At 37.0% G+C, this 21,911-nt stretch carries 16 protein-coding genes; 10 read left to right on the top strand and 6 right to left on the bottom strand.

From position 1 onward, the window contains the following. The first annotated feature begins 345 nt into the window (after positions 1-345). Positions 346-1,533, top strand: a complete 1,188-nt coding sequence (locus F6K23_RS30255; protein ID WP_293162794.1) for an IscS subfamily cysteine desulfurase — start codon at positions 346-348, stop codon at positions 1,531-1,533. Positions 1,534-2,409: 876 nt separating this feature from the next. Here F6K23_RS30255 and F6K23_RS30250 read toward each other — a convergent pair. Further along, positions 2,410-3,597 carry a glycosyltransferase family 4 protein gene (locus F6K23_RS30250; RefSeq protein WP_293162791.1) on the bottom strand — a complete coding sequence of 396 codons (1,188 nt, stop codon included), beginning with the start codon at positions 3,595-3,597 and terminating at the stop codon, positions 2,410-2,412. 1,668 nt (positions 3,598-5,265) lie between these two features. On the opposite strand from F6K23_RS30250, the gene F6K23_RS30245 reads away from it, so the two are divergent. The 3 genes from F6K23_RS30245 to F6K23_RS30240 all read left to right on the top strand — a co-directional run bounded on the left by F6K23_RS30245 (position 5,266) and on the right by F6K23_RS30240 (position 7,703). Continuing rightward, entirely contained in the window at positions 5,266-6,423 is a 1,158-nt protein-coding gene (locus F6K23_RS30245; RefSeq protein WP_293162788.1) for an EF-hand domain-containing protein, read from the top strand. 239 nt (positions 6,424-6,662) lie between these two features. Further along, positions 6,663-6,998 carry an NB-ARC domain-containing protein gene (locus tag F6K23_RS42270; protein WP_367267863.1) on the top strand — a complete coding sequence of 112 codons (336 nt, stop codon included), beginning with the start codon at positions 6,663-6,665 and terminating at the stop codon, positions 6,996-6,998. A gap of 72 nt (positions 6,999-7,070) precedes the next feature. Further along, positions 7,071-7,703 carry a hypothetical protein gene (locus F6K23_RS30240; protein ID WP_293162785.1) on the top strand — a complete coding sequence of 211 codons (633 nt, stop codon included), beginning with the start codon at positions 7,071-7,073 and terminating at the stop codon, positions 7,701-7,703. Positions 7,704-8,030: 327 nt separating this feature from the next. Here F6K23_RS30240 and F6K23_RS30235 read toward each other — a convergent pair whose 3' ends face one another. The 3 genes from F6K23_RS30235 to tkt all read right to left on the bottom strand — a co-directional run bounded on the left by F6K23_RS30235 (position 8,031) and on the right by tkt (position 10,962). Beyond that, the gene (locus F6K23_RS30235) at positions 8,031-8,447 is read right to left on the bottom strand and encodes a type II toxin-antitoxin system VapC family toxin (RefSeq protein ID WP_293162782.1); all 417 of its coding nucleotides are present in this window, start codon (positions 8,445-8,447) and stop codon (positions 8,031-8,033) included. A 5-nt stretch (positions 8,448-8,452) separates the two neighbouring features. Continuing rightward, positions 8,453-8,746: a hypothetical protein gene (locus F6K23_RS30230; protein WP_293162779.1), complete on the bottom strand. Its 294-nt coding sequence runs from the start codon at positions 8,744-8,746 to the stop codon at positions 8,453-8,455. A 197-nt stretch (positions 8,747-8,943) separates the two neighbouring features. Next, entirely contained in the window at positions 8,944-10,962 is a 2,019-nt protein-coding gene (tkt, locus tag F6K23_RS30225; protein WP_293162860.1) for a transketolase, read from the bottom strand. Between the two features lie 789 nt (positions 10,963-11,751). Between tkt and F6K23_RS30220 the strand changes: the two genes are divergently transcribed. Then, positions 11,752-13,926 carry a lipoxygenase family protein gene (locus F6K23_RS30220; protein WP_293162776.1) on the top strand — a complete coding sequence of 725 codons (2,175 nt, stop codon included), beginning with the start codon at positions 11,752-11,754 and terminating at the stop codon, positions 13,924-13,926. Positions 13,927-14,138: 212 nt separating this feature from the next. On the opposite strand, the gene fabF is transcribed toward F6K23_RS30220, so the two are convergent. Continuing rightward, the gene (fabF, locus tag F6K23_RS30215; RefSeq protein ID WP_293162773.1) at positions 14,139-15,389 is read right to left on the bottom strand and encodes a beta-ketoacyl-ACP synthase II; all 1,251 of its coding nucleotides are present in this window, start codon (positions 15,387-15,389) and stop codon (positions 14,139-14,141) included. A gap of 61 nt (positions 15,390-15,450) precedes the next feature. Continuing rightward, a complete protein-coding gene (gene acpP, locus F6K23_RS30210) occupies positions 15,451-15,702 on the bottom strand; it encodes an acyl carrier protein (RefSeq protein ID WP_293162770.1) in 252 nt (83 codons plus the stop codon). A 232-nt stretch (positions 15,703-15,934) separates the two neighbouring features. On the opposite strand from acpP, the gene F6K23_RS30205 reads away from it, so the two are divergent. The 5 genes from F6K23_RS30205 to F6K23_RS30185 all read left to right on the top strand — a co-directional run bounded on the left by F6K23_RS30205 (position 15,935) and on the right by F6K23_RS30185 (position 21,139). After that, on the top strand, positions 15,935-16,840 hold the full coding sequence (locus F6K23_RS30205; RefSeq protein WP_293162767.1) for a CoB--CoM heterodisulfide reductase iron-sulfur subunit B family protein: 906 nt from the start codon (positions 15,935-15,937) through the stop codon (positions 16,838-16,840). A 443-nt stretch (positions 16,841-17,283) separates the two neighbouring features. Next, a complete protein-coding gene (gene psaC, locus F6K23_RS30200; protein ID WP_006616272.1) occupies positions 17,284-17,529 on the top strand; it encodes a photosystem I iron-sulfur center protein PsaC in 246 nt (81 codons plus the stop codon). A 926-nt stretch (positions 17,530-18,455) separates the two neighbouring features. Continuing rightward, complete coding sequence (locus F6K23_RS30195) at positions 18,456-18,905, top strand: cupin domain-containing protein (RefSeq protein WP_293162764.1); 450 nt, start codon at positions 18,456-18,458, stop codon at positions 18,903-18,905. Between the two features lie 81 nt (positions 18,906-18,986). After that, entirely contained in the window at positions 18,987-19,679 is a 693-nt protein-coding gene (locus tag F6K23_RS30190; protein ID WP_293162761.1) for a hypothetical protein, read from the top strand. Positions 19,680-19,699: 20 nt separating this feature from the next. Continuing rightward, positions 19,700-21,139 (top strand): MATE family efflux transporter, encoded by a 1,440-nt coding sequence (locus F6K23_RS30185; protein WP_293162758.1) that lies wholly within the window; start codon positions 19,700-19,702, stop codon positions 21,137-21,139. Positions 21,140-21,911 lie beyond the last annotated feature (772 nt).

The raw sequence follows: 21,911 nt of genomic DNA, 5'->3' as shown, positions 1-21,911 counted from the left end.
CTTTTAAGGGGATAATAATGAAAATTTTTCTTTATTAGTCAATCCTCTTCTTTCAAGGAGAGGTAATTATTCATTATTCATTATTAATTGTTGAAAGCATATTTTGGGCAAATGAGATACAGGGTAAATGATGAAAATATTGTAGTGAGGCAATCTAGCCATCTTCGGGGTGTACCTCACGGGCAACGGGAAGCGCTGTATAAATTATTTCCCCCTACACAGAACAATCTTGGGACAATTCTTACTCCTATCTCCTCGTTCATTCCCATTTCTCCTGTCTCCTGTCTCCTGTCTCCTGTCTCCTACCCCTACTAAAAGACTTTCCATACACAAACCCTAATTATTATGTTAAAACGTCCTATATATCTCGACTGCAACGCGACTACTCCTCTTGATGAACGAGTATTAAAAACAATGTTGCCCTATTTCACCGAATATTTTGGCAACCCTGCCAGTGTCACTCATCAATATGGTTGGGAAGCAGAGGCAGCAGTTAAAAAAGCTAGAGAAATTTTAGCTTCAGCTATTAACGCCACCCCTGAAGAAATTGTCTTTACCAGTGGAGCGACAGAAGCAAATAATTTAGCAATAAAAGGAGTTGCTGAAGCTTACTTCAATAAAGGTAAACATATTATTACTATTGCTACCGAACATAACGCCGTTCTCGACCCCTGTGTATATTTACAAAACTTGGGATTTGAAGTTACTTATTTACCAGTAAATACAGATGGAATTATTGATTTAACTTCCCTAAAAACTGCCATACGTCCTGATACAATATTAGTCTCTGTTATGGCAGCAAATAATGAAATTGGTGTCTTACAACCTTTGGTAAAAATAGGAGAAATATGTAAAGAAAATTCCATTATTTTCCATACTGATGCTGCACAAGCTATTGGCAAAATTCCTCTAGATGTGCAGACAATGAATATTGATTTACTATCATTAACTGCCCATAAAGTTTACGGACCAAAAGGTGTTGGCGCTCTCTATGTACGTCGTCGTCATCCCAGAGTAAAATTAGCACCTCAAATACATGGGGGCGGTCACGAAAGAGGTATGCGTTCTGGCACTTTGTATACTCCCCAAATAGTCGGTTTTGCTAAAGCTGTGGAATTGGCAGTAACAGAAATGGAGTCAGAGGCAAAACAGTTAACTACTTTGCGACAACAGTTGTGGGAAAAGCTGCAAACAGTGGAAAATATTTTTCTCAACGGACATCCGACTCAGCGTTTGCCAGGAAATTTGAATATTAGTGTTGAGGGTGTGGATGGGCAAGCATTGTTATTGGGGTTACAACCTGTGGTGGCAGTGTCTTCCGGTTCTGCTTGTACTTCTGCAAAAATAGCGCCTTCCCATGTTTTGGCAGCTTTGGGACGTTCAGAAAAATTAGCTTATGCTTCCGTGCGTTTTGGCATCGGGCGGTTTAATACTGCTGAAGAAATAGACTTGGTGGCCGAACACGCGATCGCTACTATTACATCTTTACGTCAAGCTACTCAAAGTCAAAAGTCAAAAGTCAAAAATAATTGAGTTTTTTCTTTGTCAGTTTTAAAATTAATAGGACTTAGGCAAATTGACCTTTAAAGCACCATCTGTAGGGGCAAATGGCATTGGCTAACGCCAAGCTCCGCTAACGCCCTCGCCAGTCCCTGCGTAAGTCCTGATTAACAAAGAATGTTGAGTTCAAAGGTGAATTTGCGTAAGTCCTGAACTGATAACTGATTTTCGGTCAAAATTGATGCGCGAAAAGACTTGACTACCATAATTATATAGCTATCAAATGGGTTCTATATTATCAGCTTTTTTATACCAATTTGATCAACGTTTGTTGCAAATAGTAGAGACGTTGCATGCAACGTCCGTACGAAAGAAGGAAGAAGGAAGAAGCAAGAAGGAAGAAGGAAGAAATATTAAAAAAAAAGGGAAAACGATAGATATAACCATCTAAAACGAACTGGAGAAGCTATTTTTAAGCAGATCCGTTCGAGATGCACTTTCTATAACATTCTTTTTTCAAACTGGTATTATTCCCCCTATTGCCTGTTGCCTGCGCGCAGTGCTATATATGAAATCTTCAGAAATATGACTTACGCATGAGGTACGAAAAACTAGGATTTGATATAGAATCCGGTTATACAGTATATGTTTATAATTCTATCCACACTTTCGGAGCCTTCAATCTCTCGACCTCCCCTTCTCCCCACACTCCCCACCCTCCCCACACTTCCCACCCCCAAATATAAGATAAGTATTCAACCGGATTTTATATGAGATTGCTTTCCGTCCCGGAATGCTCCGCAAACCCTGTCGGTCGCTTCGGACTAAAATACGTTGCAGGTGCGTAAGTCCTATTAATATTACGATACATTAAAGAGGGAAGTCTATGGAACTTCCCTCTTTAATGTATTACCAAACCACTTGTAACCTTTCTGCTGCAACTCTCTGATAAACCATGTCTGTTTGTTTCGCTATCCTACCCCAACAAAATTTATACTCTAATTCCTGATAAGCATTACTAACCAATTTTTGCATATAACCAGAGTCTCTCAACGCCTCCAAAATGCCTTGTGCTAAAGAAGCAGAATTACCAACTTTCGTAACAATACCTGTTCTACCATGTTCTACCACTTCTGGTAAACCACCCGTATCCGAAACCACCACAGGTACCCGCGCAGCAAAACTTTCCAAGGCAACAATACCAAAAGGTTCGTACAAACTCGGAAATACTGCACAGTCAGCGATCGCTTGAAACTTATCTAAATTTTCCTCAGACATAAACCCAGTAAAATGAAATCTTTCAGAAATTCCTAAATGCCAGACTTCTCTTTTCCAAAGGTCTGTTTTTCCGCCACCGATCATAATAAATTTTACCCTGTCTCCCATTTCTGCAATTACTCTCGGCGCTGCATGAATTAACACAGAAAGACCTTTTTCTGGGGTCATCCTACCTAAATAGTAGACAATTTTTTCTCGATCTTCTGCAAAATGCCTGCGAAAGTTTACTGCATCAAACTCATCTCTGCTTGGTTTTTTTGCCCCACAAATACCATTATAAATTATATCTATTTTATCCCAAGGACTGCCTAAAGTTATTGCAACTTCTACCTTCATATATCTAGAGCAAACAATAACTCGCCAAGCATTATAAACTAGCTCTTTTTCCTTTTCATTTATGTACTGTTGACTATGATTATGAATACCATTGTGACGACCATTTTCTGTGGCATGAATTGTAGCTATTAATGGTAGTTTAAAGATATGTTTAAGAGCGATCGCTGCATCGGTGACTAACCAATCATGGGCATGAATTATATCAAAATTTTTCTCTTCTTTTATTAGTTTGCCTCCATGACGACCCATAGCTTCATTCATATTTGCTATCCAATGAAAGAAGTTTTGACTGGGTCCGACTGGCACTCTATGTACTTCTATTCCTTCTACAATTTCATACATTGGCGCTTCGCCAGACTTGACTGTGATTAAATGCACTTCATGTCCTAATTTCACCATTTCTGGGTATAATTCTGCAACATGACGTGCTATGCCTCCAATAATTCTTGGTGGAAACTCCCAGCTTAATACAAGAATTTTCATTACTGCATAACTCCCATTTTTTACAATTCTTAATCTTTAGTAATTTTACTTCAAAGATGATTTTTAATATTTAACATTTTCTCAAGAAATTACACGGATGCTTTAATTCAACTATTCTTGGCGATGTGAGTTAATTCCGGTTAATTACTATACCAAAAAATATATATATTTAATAATGATATTTATCCTAGTGAGATTTTTCTCCCTAGTGCCGCTACGCGGAAGTTAAAAGTCAAAAGTCAAAAGTATTGATTTGTAATTGTTTTAGGATTTTGTAACTGGTCAGTTATTTCTGCCATCCGGCACTAGACTATTTTATAAATTTTGTCAAGATTATTCAATGACTGAAATACGAACTTGATACTTTTATGGAGTTAGTATATACATGATAATTTCACTTAATACTAATAACTATTATTCCATTATCTTTAAATATATCATTAATTTCCCCTAACTCAAAATCTTAAGCAATCAATAAAAATAAGTATAATTATACAAGTATGAGGAATTATAAAAAAATATTAAGTAACTGCGATCGCTCTATTTAGCCTGTAAGTGATTCTCTGCATTTATCCCCTCAACTTTCAATATATCAAAATAATTAAACCTCTCCGGAAAAGAGGGAGTAGGGAGTAGGGAGTAGGGAGTAGAGGGAAATAATTGATAAATAAGAGTGCGATAATTGATTTTATTTTTTATTATTGGAGATGTCTATTAGAGGCCAGAGTTAAATTATAAATTATTGCCGTTGCTGCGATCAATAGATCGGCATTTTATATTGTTCTTCCTTTTCGTCTCAAGTCTATGTTAATTTCTGATGCTGTTTCGATAATTGATAAATTGTCTAACAATAAAATTGTAACTTCTTAACAAAACTCATTAAACACGGTAACTTGAATCATCATATCCTCCTGTAAATTGACTTTAATTAAACAGCGATATTACTCTATTATATCTCTAAGCAATTCTCTAATTTTATTCCTTCAGTTCTTAACATATCAGAATCATTATAAACTAGAATTAAATTATGAATAATTCCCGTTGCTGCAAACGGACATGATATCATAATCTCCTCCTATAATTTTTTAATTCTGGTTGACAACTGCTGAAACTATACTAATATTTAGTATATAAGTTACCCTAATATCTCCCTTCTACTACTGCATTAAACATTTCTATTTGCTCTGGGCTAATAATCAAATATTGTTGATAATAGTTCTATTGACATTACTCCTCTAACTTTTTTTGTCAGTAGTTCATCATCTAGATATATTACCGTCTGAGGTGACACTTTCTCTAAATTATTAGAGAAAGTATGAATGAGTTGATTTTGATCTAATTATTGGTAAATATTTTTGCTTTCCATTACTTGGTCAATTGTTTCTGAAATTATTTTAATGGCGGTATTTTTTTCCACAGAAGCTTGAGTCATAATATTTATTCTGCTTATCATTCAGATCAATTAAAAGGGTTCTTGATTACTAGAAAAACTCTTGAATTATAGACTATTTCAAATGGATAAATTTCTCCTGCCATCCATCCTCTTTATTGCTTTTGAATGCAAATTAGTCCAAACTAAAGTATTATTGAATTGCACTAATCCGAACTTTGAATATAGGATTGACCTAATCAAAGAATAACGGTATAATTTGAAAAAATATTTAAGTAATGTCTAAACAAACTACACAATTATCTCTTAATGAATTGAAACAAGTCTTTGATTCATTTGATACTGATAGTAATGGCTCATTATCACCTGAAGAGGTAATGAATGTTCTGCGTTCTCTGGGAATGAACCCAAACACTGAAGATATAAAGTCCATCTTCATTAGTACTGATAAAGATGTAAGCAATACGATTGAGTTTGACGAATTTTCTCAATGGATTGTAGATAAAGTCGATATAACTTCTAAAAACGATTTATTAGAGATTTTTCGCCTAATTGATTTGGATAACGACGGTACTATCTCAACTGATGAACTACGAGAATTGCTTGATGGTTTGAATATTAACGTTAGCGATCGTGGCATCGAAACGTTGATGCAACAAGCTGATGTCGATGGTAATGGTCTCATTGAGTTCGATGAATTTGTCAAAAGTGCGGGTTTGTGGACTCGTATTAAATTAACAGTTGGTGTAGTACGTTCCTTTTACATACAAGCAGAATTCGACTCACTCGCACGAGAATATAATCAACTCATCCGTTTGTGGGTTCCCTGGTACGAAGAGAATCTTGGGGTAACGCTGGATAACTTACAAAATGAGTCCACTGCGCCGAATGTCCTTGAACTCGGTGGTGGCACTGGTAATCTTTCCGCTGCTGTGCTAGAACGCTACTCACAAGCGAATGTTCATGTTGTAGATAGTTCCAGTAAGATGATCGATTTTTGTCAACAGCGCTTTGCGAAGAATGAGCACATCCACCTTTATGAGCAGAACTTTATGACGCTGGATTTCAAAGAAGCCACCTTTGATTACGTTCTCTCATACATCAGTCTGCATCATCTAAATGATACCAATAAAAAACAATTGTTCCACAATGTACATCGGTGGTTAAAGTCTGATGGGTTATTCTCTTACTCCGATATCTTTCGTGGGATTAATGATCGGGTCCATGAACGCTATAATGAAGAATGGAAAAGAGCAGCTTATGAGGTAGGGGCAACAGATGAGGAATGGAATCATTTTTGGGATCATGATCGACGCTATGACCAGCATATCCCTATTATGACAGTCGTAGATTGGCTGAGAGAAATTGGCTTTGTGGATATTGACATTACCTGGCGTCGTTCCTTATGGGCAAATGTTATTGCTCGAAAAGTTTGATTTCTGACGAAGCATCTGGTGTAAAAGTAAGGGTAGCCTTGTAAATGTAACGATATTTATAAGTCAACCCCTTTTACGATGCGGATTTATGGAAGCTTTTATCAGAAGTATTAGGGGAAAACATAAAAAAAATAATTTTCGTTCTACATTAGAAAGAATCTATATTGAATCATCTGAAAATTTCAATATTTACCATATCAATTGTGCTAATAATCATTTGTCTAATCCCCAAACATTAAATCAAGTCACTCCCAAAAAAAAAATTCCAAGAAACTGATATAAATTCTCAATTTCAATCAGCTATTCAAGATTTAAACCTGGCACCTAAAATCATTAATTTTTATAGTAGATATTCCGAACTAAAAAACATTGAGAACTGGATATTCAATCAAAATACTCGTTTAATATCAGTCTTAGGAACAAGTGGAATTGGTAAAACAACTCTAGTTAAAAAGTTTGTCGATTCTAACTTACAAAAATTTGAATTGATCATCTGGAAAAGTTTGAAATATCCCAAATCTTTGCCTTTACTTCTGAATGATTTATTACAAGTTTGCCAAGAAGAAGTAAAATAAACCATTGATGAGCAGTTAAAACAATTATTTGCTCTACTGACTGAGAAAAAATGTTTAATTATTCTAGATGATGTGCAAAATATATTTATCAGTGGTGAATTTGCCGGACAATATCAAAAAGAATATCAAGATTATCAAAGCTTTTGGCAAATGATGACAGAAATTGAACATCAAAGCAGTCTAATTTTAATTAGTCAAGAGCAATGTGCAGAAATGGAATGTTTAGACCAGGATTTATATCCTATTAAATACTTAGAATTATCAGGTTTAGATGAAGTGGCGATTCTCAAAGGTGTAGGATTCAAAGATGAAGGGAGTTGGTTAAAGTTAATCAATTTATATCAAGGTAATCCAGTTTACTTAAAAAGCATTGCTGGTTTAATCAAAAATATTTTTGACGGTCATGTAGCTGTTTTTTTAGCTGAAAATGATTTATTAATTACTAAAGATATACAAGGTATTCTCAAACAATTATTTAACAAATCATCACCATTAGAAAAACAACTTGTTTTAGAATTGAGTAAATTTGACCAACCTGTAACCAGAAAAGATTTAATTACAACTTTAGATTGGTCATCAATGAATTTAATTAATAGCTGGCAATCTTTACAACAAAGGTATTTAGTCAAGAAAATTTACAATGGAAAAGTTCATTTTAAATTGTCTCCAATTTTTCAGGAATATGTGAGAAATTGTCAAAATTAAACTTAGAGCAATTTCCCGCTTTCTGAAATAACTTTACACAAAGCTAATCTGCATTGGGGATGAGTTGCCACTACTTTTACCGAAAAATTGTGGTTTAAAGCCTCCCCTTTTAAGGGGATAATAAATAAAAATTTTCATTATTAGTCAATCCTCTTCTTTTCAAGGAGAGGTAATTATTCATTATTCATTATTCATTATTAATTGTTGAATACCTCCAGTCCAACCTTTTTTATAGATATAGGGTTGTGGTGTGTTACGCTATCGCTAACACACCCTACTGGCGTTTAGTTATTTCTAATTATATTAATAACTTGGGCAAAAATCTCTTTAATTCTTTTCCACATCTAACCAATTCTCTAAATTTATTCCCTGCACCCTAGACATATCAGAATCATTAGAAACTAGAGTTAAATTGTGAATAATTGCCGTTGATGCAATGAGTATATCAGCATCTTGTATTAGTCTGCCTTTCTTTCTCAAATCTATGTAAATTTCTGATGCTTTCTCAATAATTTCTAAATTGTCTAAGAATAAAATACTCCACCTTCTGCTACACAAATCATTAAAGTCAGATAGCTGTCTTGTAGCATTAATATATAATAATCCTCTTTTAATTTCATAGTAAGTAATGCAACTAATAAATAATGACTTACCTTGGAAATTAACTAATTTTAATTTATTTATTAATCCTTGACTTTTTTTGATAATAGCCGTCACTATATTTGTATCTAATAAGTAACTCATTATTGTTATTTACCTGCTACTCCTGCTTCAAAAATTTCTATTTGTTCTGGCGTAAAATCATCTAATAAATGAGACATTGCGTCTACTATAATTACTCCTTCTATTCTTTTTGTTAATTCCAGATTATCCAGAGAGTTTATCTCTTGAGGAGAAATTTTGTCTAATAATTTCGAGAAAGTCTCAATTAGTTCATTTCGGTCTAATTTTTGATAAATGTTCTCCTTTTCCATTATTTTATCAATCATTTCTGAAATTCTTTTAATTGCTGTATTTTTTTCCACAGAAGCTTGAGTCATCATTTCCTCCAATTATATAAAAAAATTAAAAAGGTTCCCTATTTCTAGAGAACCTCCTTAATTATAGTTGATATTTTGATACAGCTAATAGGCAGATATAGCACTACGCACTCAAGTTAAGACAACTATAAAACTTTAACGCTATTATTTTGTAGCTGACTGCTGAATGCTAAATGCTCAACGCTTATTCACCATCAAAACTAACCCAAAACTTCCTTAGCTTTAGCAACAATGTTATCAACAGTAAACCCAAACTTCTCAAGCACAACACCACCAGGAGCAGAAGCACCAAAAGTATCAACACTCAAAGTCGCACCTTCATCAGTTACATAACGATGCCAACCAAAACTAACACCTGCTTCAACTGCCAAACGCTTCTTCACAGATGCAGGGAACACAGACTCCTTGTAAGCTGCATCCTGCTCTTCAAATAATTCCCAACATGGCATAGAAACCACTCGCACTTTCTTACCTTCAGCACGGAGTTTTTCACCAGCGTCAACACATTGGTAAGTTTCCCCACCAGTACCAATTAAGATAATATCTGGAGTACCTTCGCTGTCACTAACAATATAAGCACCTTTAGCAACCCCATCAATAGAACTACCTGCTAAATTAGGCAAACCTTGACGAGATAATGCTAACAAAGTAGGTTGAGGATGACTTCCTTTAGCTTTTTCCACTGCTACTTTGTATGCACCAGAAGTTTCGTTACCATCAGCAGGACGCATCACAAGTAATTGTGGAATTAAACGCAAGGATGCAATATGCTCAACAGGTTGGTGAGTAGGTCCGTCTTCACCTAAAGCAATAGAGTCGTGAGTCATTACCCAAATAACACCAGCTTCAGCTAAAGCAGATAGACGGATAGAGTTCCGCATATAGTCGGTGAATACCAAGAAAGTTGCACCATAAGGAATTAAACCAGAACCATGGAGAGCAATACCGTTACAAATAGCTCCCATTCCATGTTCCCGCACACCAAAACGCATATTCCGGTTTTGGTATTGACCTTTTTGGAAATCTCCTAAACCTTTCATTAAAGTCTTGTTAGAAGGTGCTAAGTCAGCAGAACCACCAATTAATTCTGGTAAAACTCCAGCTATAGCATTCAATGTTGCACCAGACTGGTTACGAGTAGCATCCTTCTTGCTTTCAGGAGTATATTTAGGTAGTGCATCCGCCCAACCATCAGGTAATTTACCACTTACCATTCTTTCCAAAGTAGCTGCATCTTCAGGATACTTAGACTTATAGTCGGAGAAAAGCTTATCCCATTCTTCCTGATATTTTGCTCCTCGGTCAACTGCTTGGCGGAAATGACTCAGAGCATCCGCAGGAACTTCAAATTCTGGATATTCCCAACCAAGATTTTTGCGAGTAGCTGCTACCTCATCTGGTCCCAGTGCTGCACCGTGAACATCGTGAGTATCAGCTTTATTAGGAGAACCATAACCAATAAGAGTGGTAACTTTGATCATGGAAGGTTTGTCAGTAACCGCTTTTGCTTTTTCAATTGCTTCGGCGATCGCATCTAAACCAGTATTACCATCCACAACGTGCTGAACGTGCCAACCGTAAGCTTCAAAACGCTTACTTACATCTTCAGTAAAGGATATGTCTGTATGACCATCAATGGAAATGTGGTTATCATCATAGAAAGCAATTAACTTACCTAAACCCCAATGTCCAGCTAAGGAAGCAGCTTCACCAGAAATTCCTTCCATGTTACAACCATCACCCATAATCACATAAGTGTAATGGTCAATTAGGTTACAGTCTGGCTTATTGAATGTAGCAGCTAAATGAGCTTCAGCAGCAGCTAATCCTACAGCATTAGCAATACCTTGTCCTAGTGGACCTGTAGTAACCTCGATACCTTCAGTGATGTGATTTTCTGGGTGGCCAGGAGTTTTAGAATCCCACTGACGGAATTGTTTAATTTCCTCCATAGGTACACTGTCAAAACCCGTGAGGTGCATGAGAGCGTACAGTAACATACAGCCATGGCCCGCAGAGAGAACGAAGCGATCGCGATTTAACCATTTAGGATTTTTGGGGTTAAAGCGCATGAACTTATCCCAGAGGACAAAGGCCATTGGTGCAGCACCCATGGGTAGTCCAGGGTGGCCAGAATTAGCTTTTTGAACTGCATCAATTGCTAAGAAGCGGATTGAGTTAATACAAAGTTCTTCGAGTGATTGAGTTGCAACAGCCATAGTTATTGTTTCTATATACTTAATTGAATGTGTGAATGCCGGAGTCGATCGACCAGATATTTTTCTACAGTAATATTTGTCTGGAATTTTTCTCAGGCCATATACATTACAAATCATCTCATCTGTGGGGAACTCTAGGCAAGAGAAGTCATCAAGTTAAAAATTTTAAGGCCATGTGAAGTTAAGCTTATAGTGTGGACTTTAGTTCTTATTGTTAGGTTAAGGGTTGATTAAGTGCTTCAAAATCACAAATAGTCCAACTTATGGGGAGTCACTGATAACCCAATCGAGGAACTCAGGTTAAATTTTATCAGGTGTTAAAAAGTTTTTAGTGTTACTTAGACATTTTATGGTATGGAAAAAAATGCTTGTTTGCCGAGCATTCCTCCGGAAAACCCTCTTGCTGTTAAGGATTTATGCCTTTTGGAGGTAAAAGCCCATACCTATCTATATTTGAGCATATTTTCTGACTCTGTTTTGTCAAATTCCCACCCATTATACCAATTTTATAAATGCTTGCTACAAATAGTTAGGGTACTTCTTAGGAGTCAGGAGTCAGGAGTCAGGAGTCAGAATAAATGGCTTTAATACCATGTTTTATTTAGGTCATAAATCATCTTTTTTGTCAAAGAAGCATCTTCTGAAAAGTCTTTTTGGTACTATTACTATTCGTAACATTCTTTTTTAAAAATGGTATTAGAAGATGTTGTTGAAGTTCCCTTATCCTTAAAATCAAGGTACAAATTATACTAAAATAGATTCAATATTTTCTAATGGAAAGAGCAAAAGATGTCTGAAGTCCAGCTAGCAAATTCTTCATCTAAAAATAGCGAAAAAAACACTGCCACGACTCTAGTCAAAGTGGCGGCTTTTTTAGTAGGGTTGTACATCATTTACATCACAGAGCGTGACCACCCAGCTAAATATGAATATAATTACAACTATCTCAATCCTCTAGCGATGACAAATGTACCAAGAAACAAAATTATAGATAAAATTGTGGGTTTTCCTTTAATACACCTACCTAAAGGCACATTTCCAACTCTGCAATGGCTGATCAAGGTAGTATTATCCTTGATCAAGATATTCATAAATGAATCCCTTTCCAAAAATTCTGGCTTATCAAAAGCAAACTCTTTTGAATGGACTAAATTATTTCCAATTAGTAATGATTTTGGCGACATTCCAGAGGGAAGTTTAAAAGATGTAATTGAGCAACTAAATTTAAACTTAGAAAAAATTGACAAAGACCCGGAAATTGACCGCCAATGGCAAGAACTTTCTCAACAAAAATCTGCCGAGGAAAACCTTGTGCAAATAGTTGATAATGATTTTAAAGAAATTGAAAATAAATTATCTCAAATCCCCCAAGAAAAGATCGATGAGTTAGCATCTACTGGTGAAAAAACTTTATTAGACAATCTTCAGAAAATAGTCAAATACAGTGCCAAACTAGCAGAAATAGCTGATGCTAATAAGTCTTCAACTTCAGATTCAAGTGTAGAATTTTCTCCACAGTCTCCTACTCTTGATGATTACGACAAGCAATTCACAATTATCCGCAAACCGGCGATCGCCTATAACTTCCAACAAGACCTGATATTTGCTTATTTACAAGTTGCTGGACCAAACCCCCTGGTAATTGAGCAATTCCAATGCAGTGATTCTCGTTTACCAGTTACCGCAGAACAATATTCCCAAATTGCAGCAAAATTTGGTATTGCTGATTCACTGGAGGCAGCAATGGCAGACGGTCGGCTTTACGTGGCCGACTATGCGCTTTTGAATAGCTTGGTTAACGGTTCTTTTGTTAGCCAAGAATTAGAACAACAAAAGTATATTGCCACTCCAGTAGCACTATTTGCCGTTCCACCTACTGACAGTTGGTCTAGACCTTTATTTCCGGTTGCCATTAGTTATCAACGAACAGCCATTAGCACTGAATGGATTTTGTTTACGCCCCTAGATGGGGAATCTTGGATGACTGCTAAAAACATTGTCCAAATGACTGATTCTAACTATCATGAACTCATCAGCCATTTGGGACGCACTCATTTAGTTGTGGAGCCTTTTATTGTTCCCACTAATCACCTACCCGAAGATCATTGTTTAAGAAAACTTTTGGTACCTCATTTCGAGGGGACTGTGCTGATCAATTACGGCGCTCATGCAATATTAGTTGCGCCCGGTGGTAAGGTAGACTCTCTATTAGCCAGCAGCGTCGGTGCTGATCAAGCTATGGCTGCTAAAGCTACACAGAGTTATTTGTTTAACTTTAATGAAATTTCATTTCCCCAAACTTTAGCCAATCGGCGTGTAACTGATATTAACAAGTTACCAACCTATCCCTACCGAGATGACGGGTTACTAATTTGGAATGCTATTGAAATTTGGGTAAGAGATTATTTCAGCATCTACTACAGCAACGACTCAGCAGTTGAGAATGATAGCGATTTACAAACTTGGGGATCAACATTAGTCTCTTTGGAAGGGGGACGGTTGCAAAACTTTGGTGATGATGGACAAGGCAAATTTAACACCATAAATTGTTTAGTCAAAACAATCTCGACAGTGATTTTTACGGCGAGCGCTCAACACGCAGCGGTGAACTTTTCTCAACAAGAAATGATGTACACGCCAGCATTTCCTTTGGCTCGCTATCTTCCAGCCCCAATAAATCCCCAAGATCCTGAGAGTTTTATCAAGGGTTTGCCTTCACTCAGTCAAGCTCAAAAGCAGATTGATACGCTTTATTTACTTGGCTCTGTCTATTACACTCAGCTAGGTAAATATTCCCCATCAGCATTTCCAGATAATGATAGATTGCAAGAGGCGTTGAATAAATTCCAGGATAATTTACAAGCGGCTGAGACCACAATTAAGGAGCGAAATCGCAATGCTGACCGTTTAATGCCTTACGAGTTTTTACTACCTTCCCAAATTCCTCAAAGCATCAATATTTAGCAGATAGCAAAGTGGGAAAATGCGATCGCTTTCCATCAGACTATTCATCTACTACATCCGTCTTAATATTTTGAGGTCGCATTCCTCAAAGTATTAATTTCTAATATCATGTTCGGTTGAATACTTAGGGTCTGCTGAATCAAAAGGAAAAGATTTACCTGAAGTATTAAAAAGGGGGCTTGCGCCCCCTGAATAATTTCTAGTCCTAACCTCTAGACATATTTCTTAAATACTAGGGTTACATTATGGCCTCCAAATCCAAATGAGTTTGATAAGGCTGCTTCTACTTTGTGAGCACGACTTATATGGGGGACATAATCTAGGTCACATTCTGGATCGGGATTATCTAAGTTAATGGTCGGTGGAATTTGGTCATGGGCGATCGCCATTATTGTTGCTATAGCTTCAATACCTCCAGACCCACCTAATAAATGACCAGTCATTGACTTAGTTGAACTAATTGCTACCTTATAAGCATTTTCACCTAGTGCCTTTTTAATAGCTTTTGTCTCTGTTCGGTCGTTTGCTGATGTACTGGTCCCGTGGGCATTTATATAACTAATATCTGCCGGAGTTAAGCCAGCATCTTTGATCGCTAACTCCATAGCTCTAGTTGCCCCTTCTCCACCAGGTACTGGGGAAGTCATGTGATAGGCATCACAGGTCATGCCATAGCCAACAATTTCTGCATATATTCTCGCCCCTCGACTGAGGGCACATTCTAATTCTTCTAAAATCAGAATACCTCCTCCTTCACCCATGACAAAGCCATCGCGGTCGCGGTCAAAAGGACGACTTGCATGAGCTGGGTCATCATTACGCCTAGATAAGGCCTTAGCAGAAGCAAATCCTGCCAATCCTAAAGGGGTAATTGCAGATTCCGCCCCACCACAAATCATTGCTTGAGCAAATCCCCTTTGGATCAGACGGAAAGCATCCCCTACAGCATTTGACCCAGAAGCACAAGCAGTCACACAACAAGAGTTAGGTCCTTTAGCTCCAGTATGAATTGCCGTTAGACCTGCGGCCATATTACCAATCATCATTGGAATCATAAAGGGGCTACATCTAGAAGGACCACGAGTCAGATATATCTCTTGTTGATCTTCTAATACTTTTAGGCCACCCACCCCAGTGCCAATTATTACCCCCACCTGTTCTGCGTTGAGGTCATTGATTTCAAATTTGGCATCAGCTACAGCCTGTTTGCTCGCTGCAACTGCAAACTGGGAAAACTGGTCCATTCGTTTCGCATCTTTAGGACCAATATAGTCGTGAGGGTCAAATCCTTTTACCTCTCCAGCAATACGACATTTGTGTTTAGAAGCATCGAATCGGGTTATTAGGTCTATACCATTTTTGCCACTTAACAAGGCATCCCAATAATCAGATAGGGTGTTGCCAATAGGTGTTAAAGCACCCATTCCAGTGACAACTACCCGTTTCAACTCAAAATTTGTCATAATTTTCGTTTCCAGAAATTCCACACCCAGAAGGCAGAAACTTTGGGTTTTGGGAATGATGTTATGCTTTGGTTGTTAGTTGTTCGTTAATATAGTCCACAACAGCTTGAACAGTAGAAATTTTTTCTGCTTCTTCATCTGGAATCTCGATTTCAAATTCTTCTTCCAATGCCATAACTAACTCTACGGTATCTAGAGAATCAGCTCCTAAATCATTGGCAAAGTTAGATTCTGGTTTGACTTCTTCTTTTTCTTTTTCTAGCTGGCTGGCCACAACTGTTTGTACTTTGTCCAAAATTTCATCTTGGCCCATAAAATTTTCTCCTTTTTGGTTTTAGATATTGCGTCTATAATCTTATCTGAAAACTGAGATCGCTCTATTACGGCATACAGGCAAATGAGTTTTGTAAATGCCTTTTTTGATTTTGCGGTTAAATTTTGTATTAGAATACAATCTTATAATTATAAATAAGTAACAAAGAAATTATATATACTAATAAGTTATGTCTATAATACTTGCCTTCCTTATATAATTAGTTAATGTTATGCCATCTCAAACACTGAAATATGCTTACTTCCCTGGCTGTGTTGCTCAAGGAGCTTGCCGGGAGCTTTATCAATCTACCCAAGCTCTTACTCAAGCTCTGGGAATAGAGCTAATAGAATTGAAAAAAGCTGCCTGTTGTGGCTCTGGCACTTTTAAAGAGGATTCTCAACTACTAGAAGATACTGTTAATGCCCGTAATATAGCTTTGGCCGAAGAGCTAAATTTAGCCTTACTAACGCACTGTAGTACTTGTCAAGGGGTAATTGGTCATGTCGATGAACGTCTCAAGGAATCTCAACAAGTCAATCCTGACTACGTAGATCAAATTAATGGCCTCTTACAAAAACAGACTTGTTCTCCCTATCAAGGCAGCACAGAGGTCAAACATTTACTTCATGCCCTGGTTGCAGATTATGGTCTAGAAGAAATTCAAAATCTTGTTACCCGTAAACTATCTGGCCTCAAATGTGCTGCGTTCTATGGTTGCTATCTACTTAGAGGTCAAACTAATTTGCCGTTAGATGACCCCTATCAACCAGAATCTATGGAAAATGTATTTCGGGCTATTGGGGCGACTCCAATTTATTACCGAGGCCGGACTCAATGTTGTGGTTGGCCTCTTTCTAGTTATGCCACCAATCAAGCTTTTCAAATGGCCGGAAATCATGTGAGCGAAGCTATTGACAAAGGTGCTGATTGTATGGTAACGCCTTGTCCTTTGTGTCACTTAAACTTAGATTCTCGTCAACCAGAGGTAGAAAAAGTGATTGGACGTAAATTAGGTTTACCAGTGTTGCACTTACCTCAACTGATAGCTTTAGCTTTAGGCATTTCTCCAACAGAATTGGGTTTGGATCGTCATGTAGTCTCAACTCGTCCAGTATTAGAAAAGTTAGGACTTTGAATTATTTTTAAGAAGGAGTCAGGAGACAGGAGACAGGAGACAGAATGAATTTTATTGCAATTTAAGGAGTCAGAAGTCAGGAGTAGGGGCGTTCACGATAGTTATGCGAAGCAAACTATGTTCGCCCGTATAATCAGAATTTTTTTTTGCTTTGGTCTGAGCAACTTGCTCCTGGCCTGAAATTTTTCAAGCAAGTCCCCTAGTTGCTAATATTTACTTTTTCCCACAAATAAATTCGGAGGTGTGCTTCTCTATTCTGAAAAAGTTTGGTCATTCATCACTAATTTACCCGAACGTTGAGAAATTTTAAGTTTTTCAACAATGTTTATCAAGGATGAGAAGTGGTGCGGTAAACTAAGTCGAAGCATTCACTTCTAAAACTTGCTGTCTCATCTGCCTTTATGCAGGTACAGCAAAATCAATTTGTTGGGAGAATTTAATTCATGTCTCATTCAGTAAAAATTTATGATACTTGCATCGGTTGCACCCAGTGTGTTCGTGCTTGTCCATTAGACGTTCTAGAAATGGTACCTTGGGATGGTTGTAAGGCAGGCCAAATTGCTTCATCTCCTCGTACTGAAGATTGCATTGGTTGTAAGCGTTGTGAGACTGCTTGCCCTACTGACTTTTTGAGTGTCCGGGTTTATCTGGGTGCTGAAACTACTCGCAGTATGGGTCTGGCTTACTAATACTCTTTTCCCTCTATTGGTTTTTGGTTTTAGATTTAATAGAGGGTGGGAAAATTTTAGATATAGCAGAAGAAAGAAGGAAGAAGAAAGAAGGAAGAAGGAAAAATCTTACATTTTCTGAGTTTTAAGCTTTTGATCTGTCCTAACCTTTCCTGCAATTGTTATAAGGTATAATAAATAAAAATTTTGTAGAGGGAATTAATAATTTTCCCTCTATTTTTTATTTAGTTTCTATAATTATTACCGAATAATTAATAATTAATAATTAAATAATTCGCGCCTTGAAGCCAACCCTTTTAAGGGGAAAAAAGTGCTAGTGCCGCTACGCGGAAGTTAAAAGTCAACATTCAAAAGTCAATCATTTTTGATTTGTAATTGTTTTGGGATTTTGTAACTGGTCAGTTATTTCCGCCATCCTGCACTAGGATATTTCCTTATATTCAATTCTGTAGCTGTTAAAACCTGAGGTAATTATCAATTATCCATTATCAATTATCAATTAATGAAAGGAGTTTGGGAGGGTAATTTCAGTTATCAGTTATCAGTTATCAGTTATCAGTTATCAGTACCTCTGGAATAAGGAGGCTTGACCTTGGCGAATATTCTCTTCTCTTGGTCGATTAGATATGGCGAGGAGACCCGCTCTGATCAGAGTCGCTCCGCTAACGCCATCTCTCGACCGCTTTTTTATACCCTTAAAAAGGGAGGCGCATACTCACAATTTTTCGGTAAAATTATGGAAAAGCCTATTCTTAAATAGGTTTAATATTCCGAAATATTGATTCTCTGGCAACTTTATAACTTATCTCTTTTGTCAAGTTTTATCTTAAGAAATATGTTGATAAAACATAGCCTTTTAAGGGGATGAAAAGAATAAACTTTAGTATTTCAAGCCTCCACTATTGCACAAAGTACTGATAACTGAAATGACACCCAATTCAAATGAAGTAATTAATTTTGTAGATCATCCTACCAAGTACAACAAGATTGCTTCAGCAATGAGAGAACTTGTGGGTCAATTTATGCCAATTAAGGTGATTGAAGACTCTCCACCTTTTGCAGTTGCAAGGTTGGGGGTATTTTCCCGAGCAGGACAAGCGCCAATTGTTGAAGAACTTGTAATGTATCTGCCTAATTCTCGTCATAGAGCTCATATCCATGATGAATCAGATGCAATTATCAAAATAATTACTGGAACTGGTGTTGTAGTAATTAACGGAAAGCCTATACTTTACCAACCAGGTGATGTGCTTGATTTCCCAAAAAGTATAAGTCATGGCTTTGAAGTAGGAGATGAACCTACGCTTTTCCTATCTACTCAAACGCCTGGGATTATCAGAAGTGATGGTTCTGTAGACTTTAGATATGCAGATTGAAAAGAGAGTTCTACTTTGTGGTAAAAAATTACCTAATATTAAGATAATACTTGAAATATTCAGGTAAAAAAAAGTAGTTAAATGGACTTACAAGAGGCTTTAGAAAGATATCAAGGTACTAAACTCAACCTCAATGAATTAAGCAAATATCAACAGTGGGCTTTCTCTTTTTTCCATAACGAAGATTTTGTCTTGAACTCAAACCTTTCAGTAACTATACAGTTAGACTTGGTAAAACCTCGTGAGGTTTATGAAAGGTCTTTTCAAAATGCCCAAGAAGCATCTTTTCAAAGTTATCTTGTATGGAATTTAGTTAAGGCTTTATCTCTAGAATGGACTTTTAATACCCGCAAAATTGACGAGGAGTGGTATCTCTTTAAAAATCTTCCAGTTTATTTTCCAGTTTCTATTGGTGGGGAGGATAGATTTAAAGATGTAATTATTAACGATGTCATCTTCATGGATTGGACAAAGTTTTGTAGAGTATATCGAGATTCTATTGACAACTGCAACACCGATCCTGGTTCTTTTGCGCGATTAGTATGGGAAATTTCTCATTTTATTGGAAACCTACCTTACCTAAACTTTACGTCATTTCAAATGCACCGTGGAGTTATGAAAACTGGTCGGCCTATGTTTTATTTTGGACAACGCCACAATTTGTACCAACGACAGACTGTTCCGTTAAGCATTACCTTCGACCATGCTAATTCAGATCCCTATGTATTGAACAATCTCATGCAAACCTATCAAAATTTGTTGATAACAGTTTAATTTAACTGAGGGAAACAATTTTGAAAAAGGCAAGCAAAAGAATCAAAGAAAAAAATCAGTTACCCACTGAGGAAATAGAATTTGAGAGAGCAAATTTAGGCTCCCAAAGTATGGGAAACAAGAATTTCAACCAGCAAAATTCACCAGAAAATTTTCGCCCTCGTTTCCTGCGGTTCACTACTGTCAATATTCTTTCAGACATCATAGTTCCTCTAGCAGGTTTAGTAGATACAACATTTTTAGGACATTTGCCGAATATTCATCACTTAGCAGGAGTTTCTCTTGCTAGTGTAATTTTCAACTATCTTTACTGGAGTTGTCTTTTTCTATATGTGGGAACAACTGGACTAACAGCTCAAGCATCAGGACGTGGCGATCGCCATCAAGTTTTGCTGGTTTTACTACGCAACTGTCTCATAGCTTTACTTTTAGGAGTGCTGATACTGCTGTTGCAAAACCCGCTAAAGAATATAGGATTTCACTTGCTTGCTGGCACTCCAGAAGTTAAAACCCTGGGTCAAAAATATTTTCAAGGCAGAATTTGGGATGCTCCTCCTACTCTGATTAACATGGTACTGATGGGTTGGTTTGTCGCACAACAACAAGGGAATAAAATTTTAGCAATGTCATTGGTTGTAGGTGGAACAAATATATTTCTTGATTACTTATTGATAGTGAATTGGGGATGGGGGAGTTTCGGTGCTGGGATAGCAACAGCAGCTAGTCAGTATCTGACTTTGGTTGTAGGAATAATATTCTTGCCTTGGGAAAACTTTCGGGGGTTAATTCCAAAAATATATCAAAAGATATTTCAACTACAGGAACTGAAAAGTAGTTTTCAGCTAAAGGGAAACTTTTTTATTGCCACAGTCATATCTATCTTGACCTATGTAATTTTCATCAACCTGAGCGCAAGTTTTGGCACTTTGATCTTACTGAGCAATAGCTTAATGTTTCAAATAGTTAGTATGTCAACTAATATACTTGGGGGGTTAGCTTCAACAACGCAAGTTTTAGTGGGAAGTTATTATGGTGCTGGAGTTAATCAAAAATTACTCCCTATTCTGAAATTTTCTTTTCTAATTGGGTTCAGTTTAGTACTACCTATTGGTTCAATGTTTGTCTTATTTCCAGAGCAACTCTTTGGGGTCTTCACAAATAATGCTGAAGTAATTGCTGTTGTTATTAATCAGGTTTTTTGGTTACTTCCACTACTTGTTTGTATGTCTCTCGCTCATGTTTTAGATGGATATTTCAATGGTTTAAACAAAAGCTTGGTTGTTCTCAGAAGTAGAGCTGGTTCTTTAGTTGGATTTTTGCTTGTAGCATTTATCGCTTGGCAATTAAATTCTTCTGCTCTTTTGTGGTTAGCTTTCTTATTGTTTATAGCTACAAGAGCCATAATATTAGGAATTAAGGTGTTCTTAAATAAGCAATCAGCAATCAGCAGTCAGGAGTAAATGTGTGCGTTTGCCCAGCATTCCGGAACAGAAAGGGGATTTATATCATCTCCGGTTGAACAGTTATAAATAAATGACAGAGGAGTCAGGAGTCAGGAGTCAGGAGTCAGGAGGTAAGAAAGAAACAATAAAGTAGACCACAGTAGGGGCGAATGGCCATTCGCCCTTACCGAATTATTAATTATTAATTATTAATTATTAAATAATTCGCGCCTTGAAGCCTCCCCTTTTAAGGGGAAAAAAGCGGTTGAGGGATGGCGTTTGCTAGCGCACAACTACGTTAACGCGTAGCGTCCCGGAGGGAAAGGTCCCCTCGCCATATCCAATCAACCAAGAGAAGAAATAATATTTCCTTATATTCAATTCCGTAGCGGTTTTAACCAGAGGTAATTATCAATTATCCATTATCAATTATCAATTAATGAAAGAGTGTTGGTTATAAAGATGTGGTTTATCAACCTGAAAAGCGCTGTAAAAAGCAGGGGGGATAGCAGAAAAATTAAGGGACAAATATATCCGACTATCTTCTAATTAATTCCTCGTTTCTCCTGTACGGGCGATTTCCTAAGGTCATGCTCCGCAAACGCGAATCGCCCCTACTCCCCTGCTCCCCTGCTCCCCTGCTCCCCTACTCCTAAACCCTAATTACCGAAAAATTGGGTTTAAAGCCTCCCCCTTCTAGGGGGACTTTTTAGTTGATTTTTTTAATAAATATGTTATTATTTTCTTAGTTGAAAAATCATGCCATGAAAGGAAGATTTAAGTACCGTAT

This window comes from Okeania sp. SIO2C9 (assembly GCF_010672455.1).
In the GTDB taxonomy this organism is placed as follows: Bacteria; Cyanobacteriota; Cyanobacteriia; order Cyanobacteriales; family Microcoleaceae; genus Okeania.
Note: the sequence above shows the minus strand (reverse complement) of the source record. Positions and strands in the feature narration are given on the sequence as shown.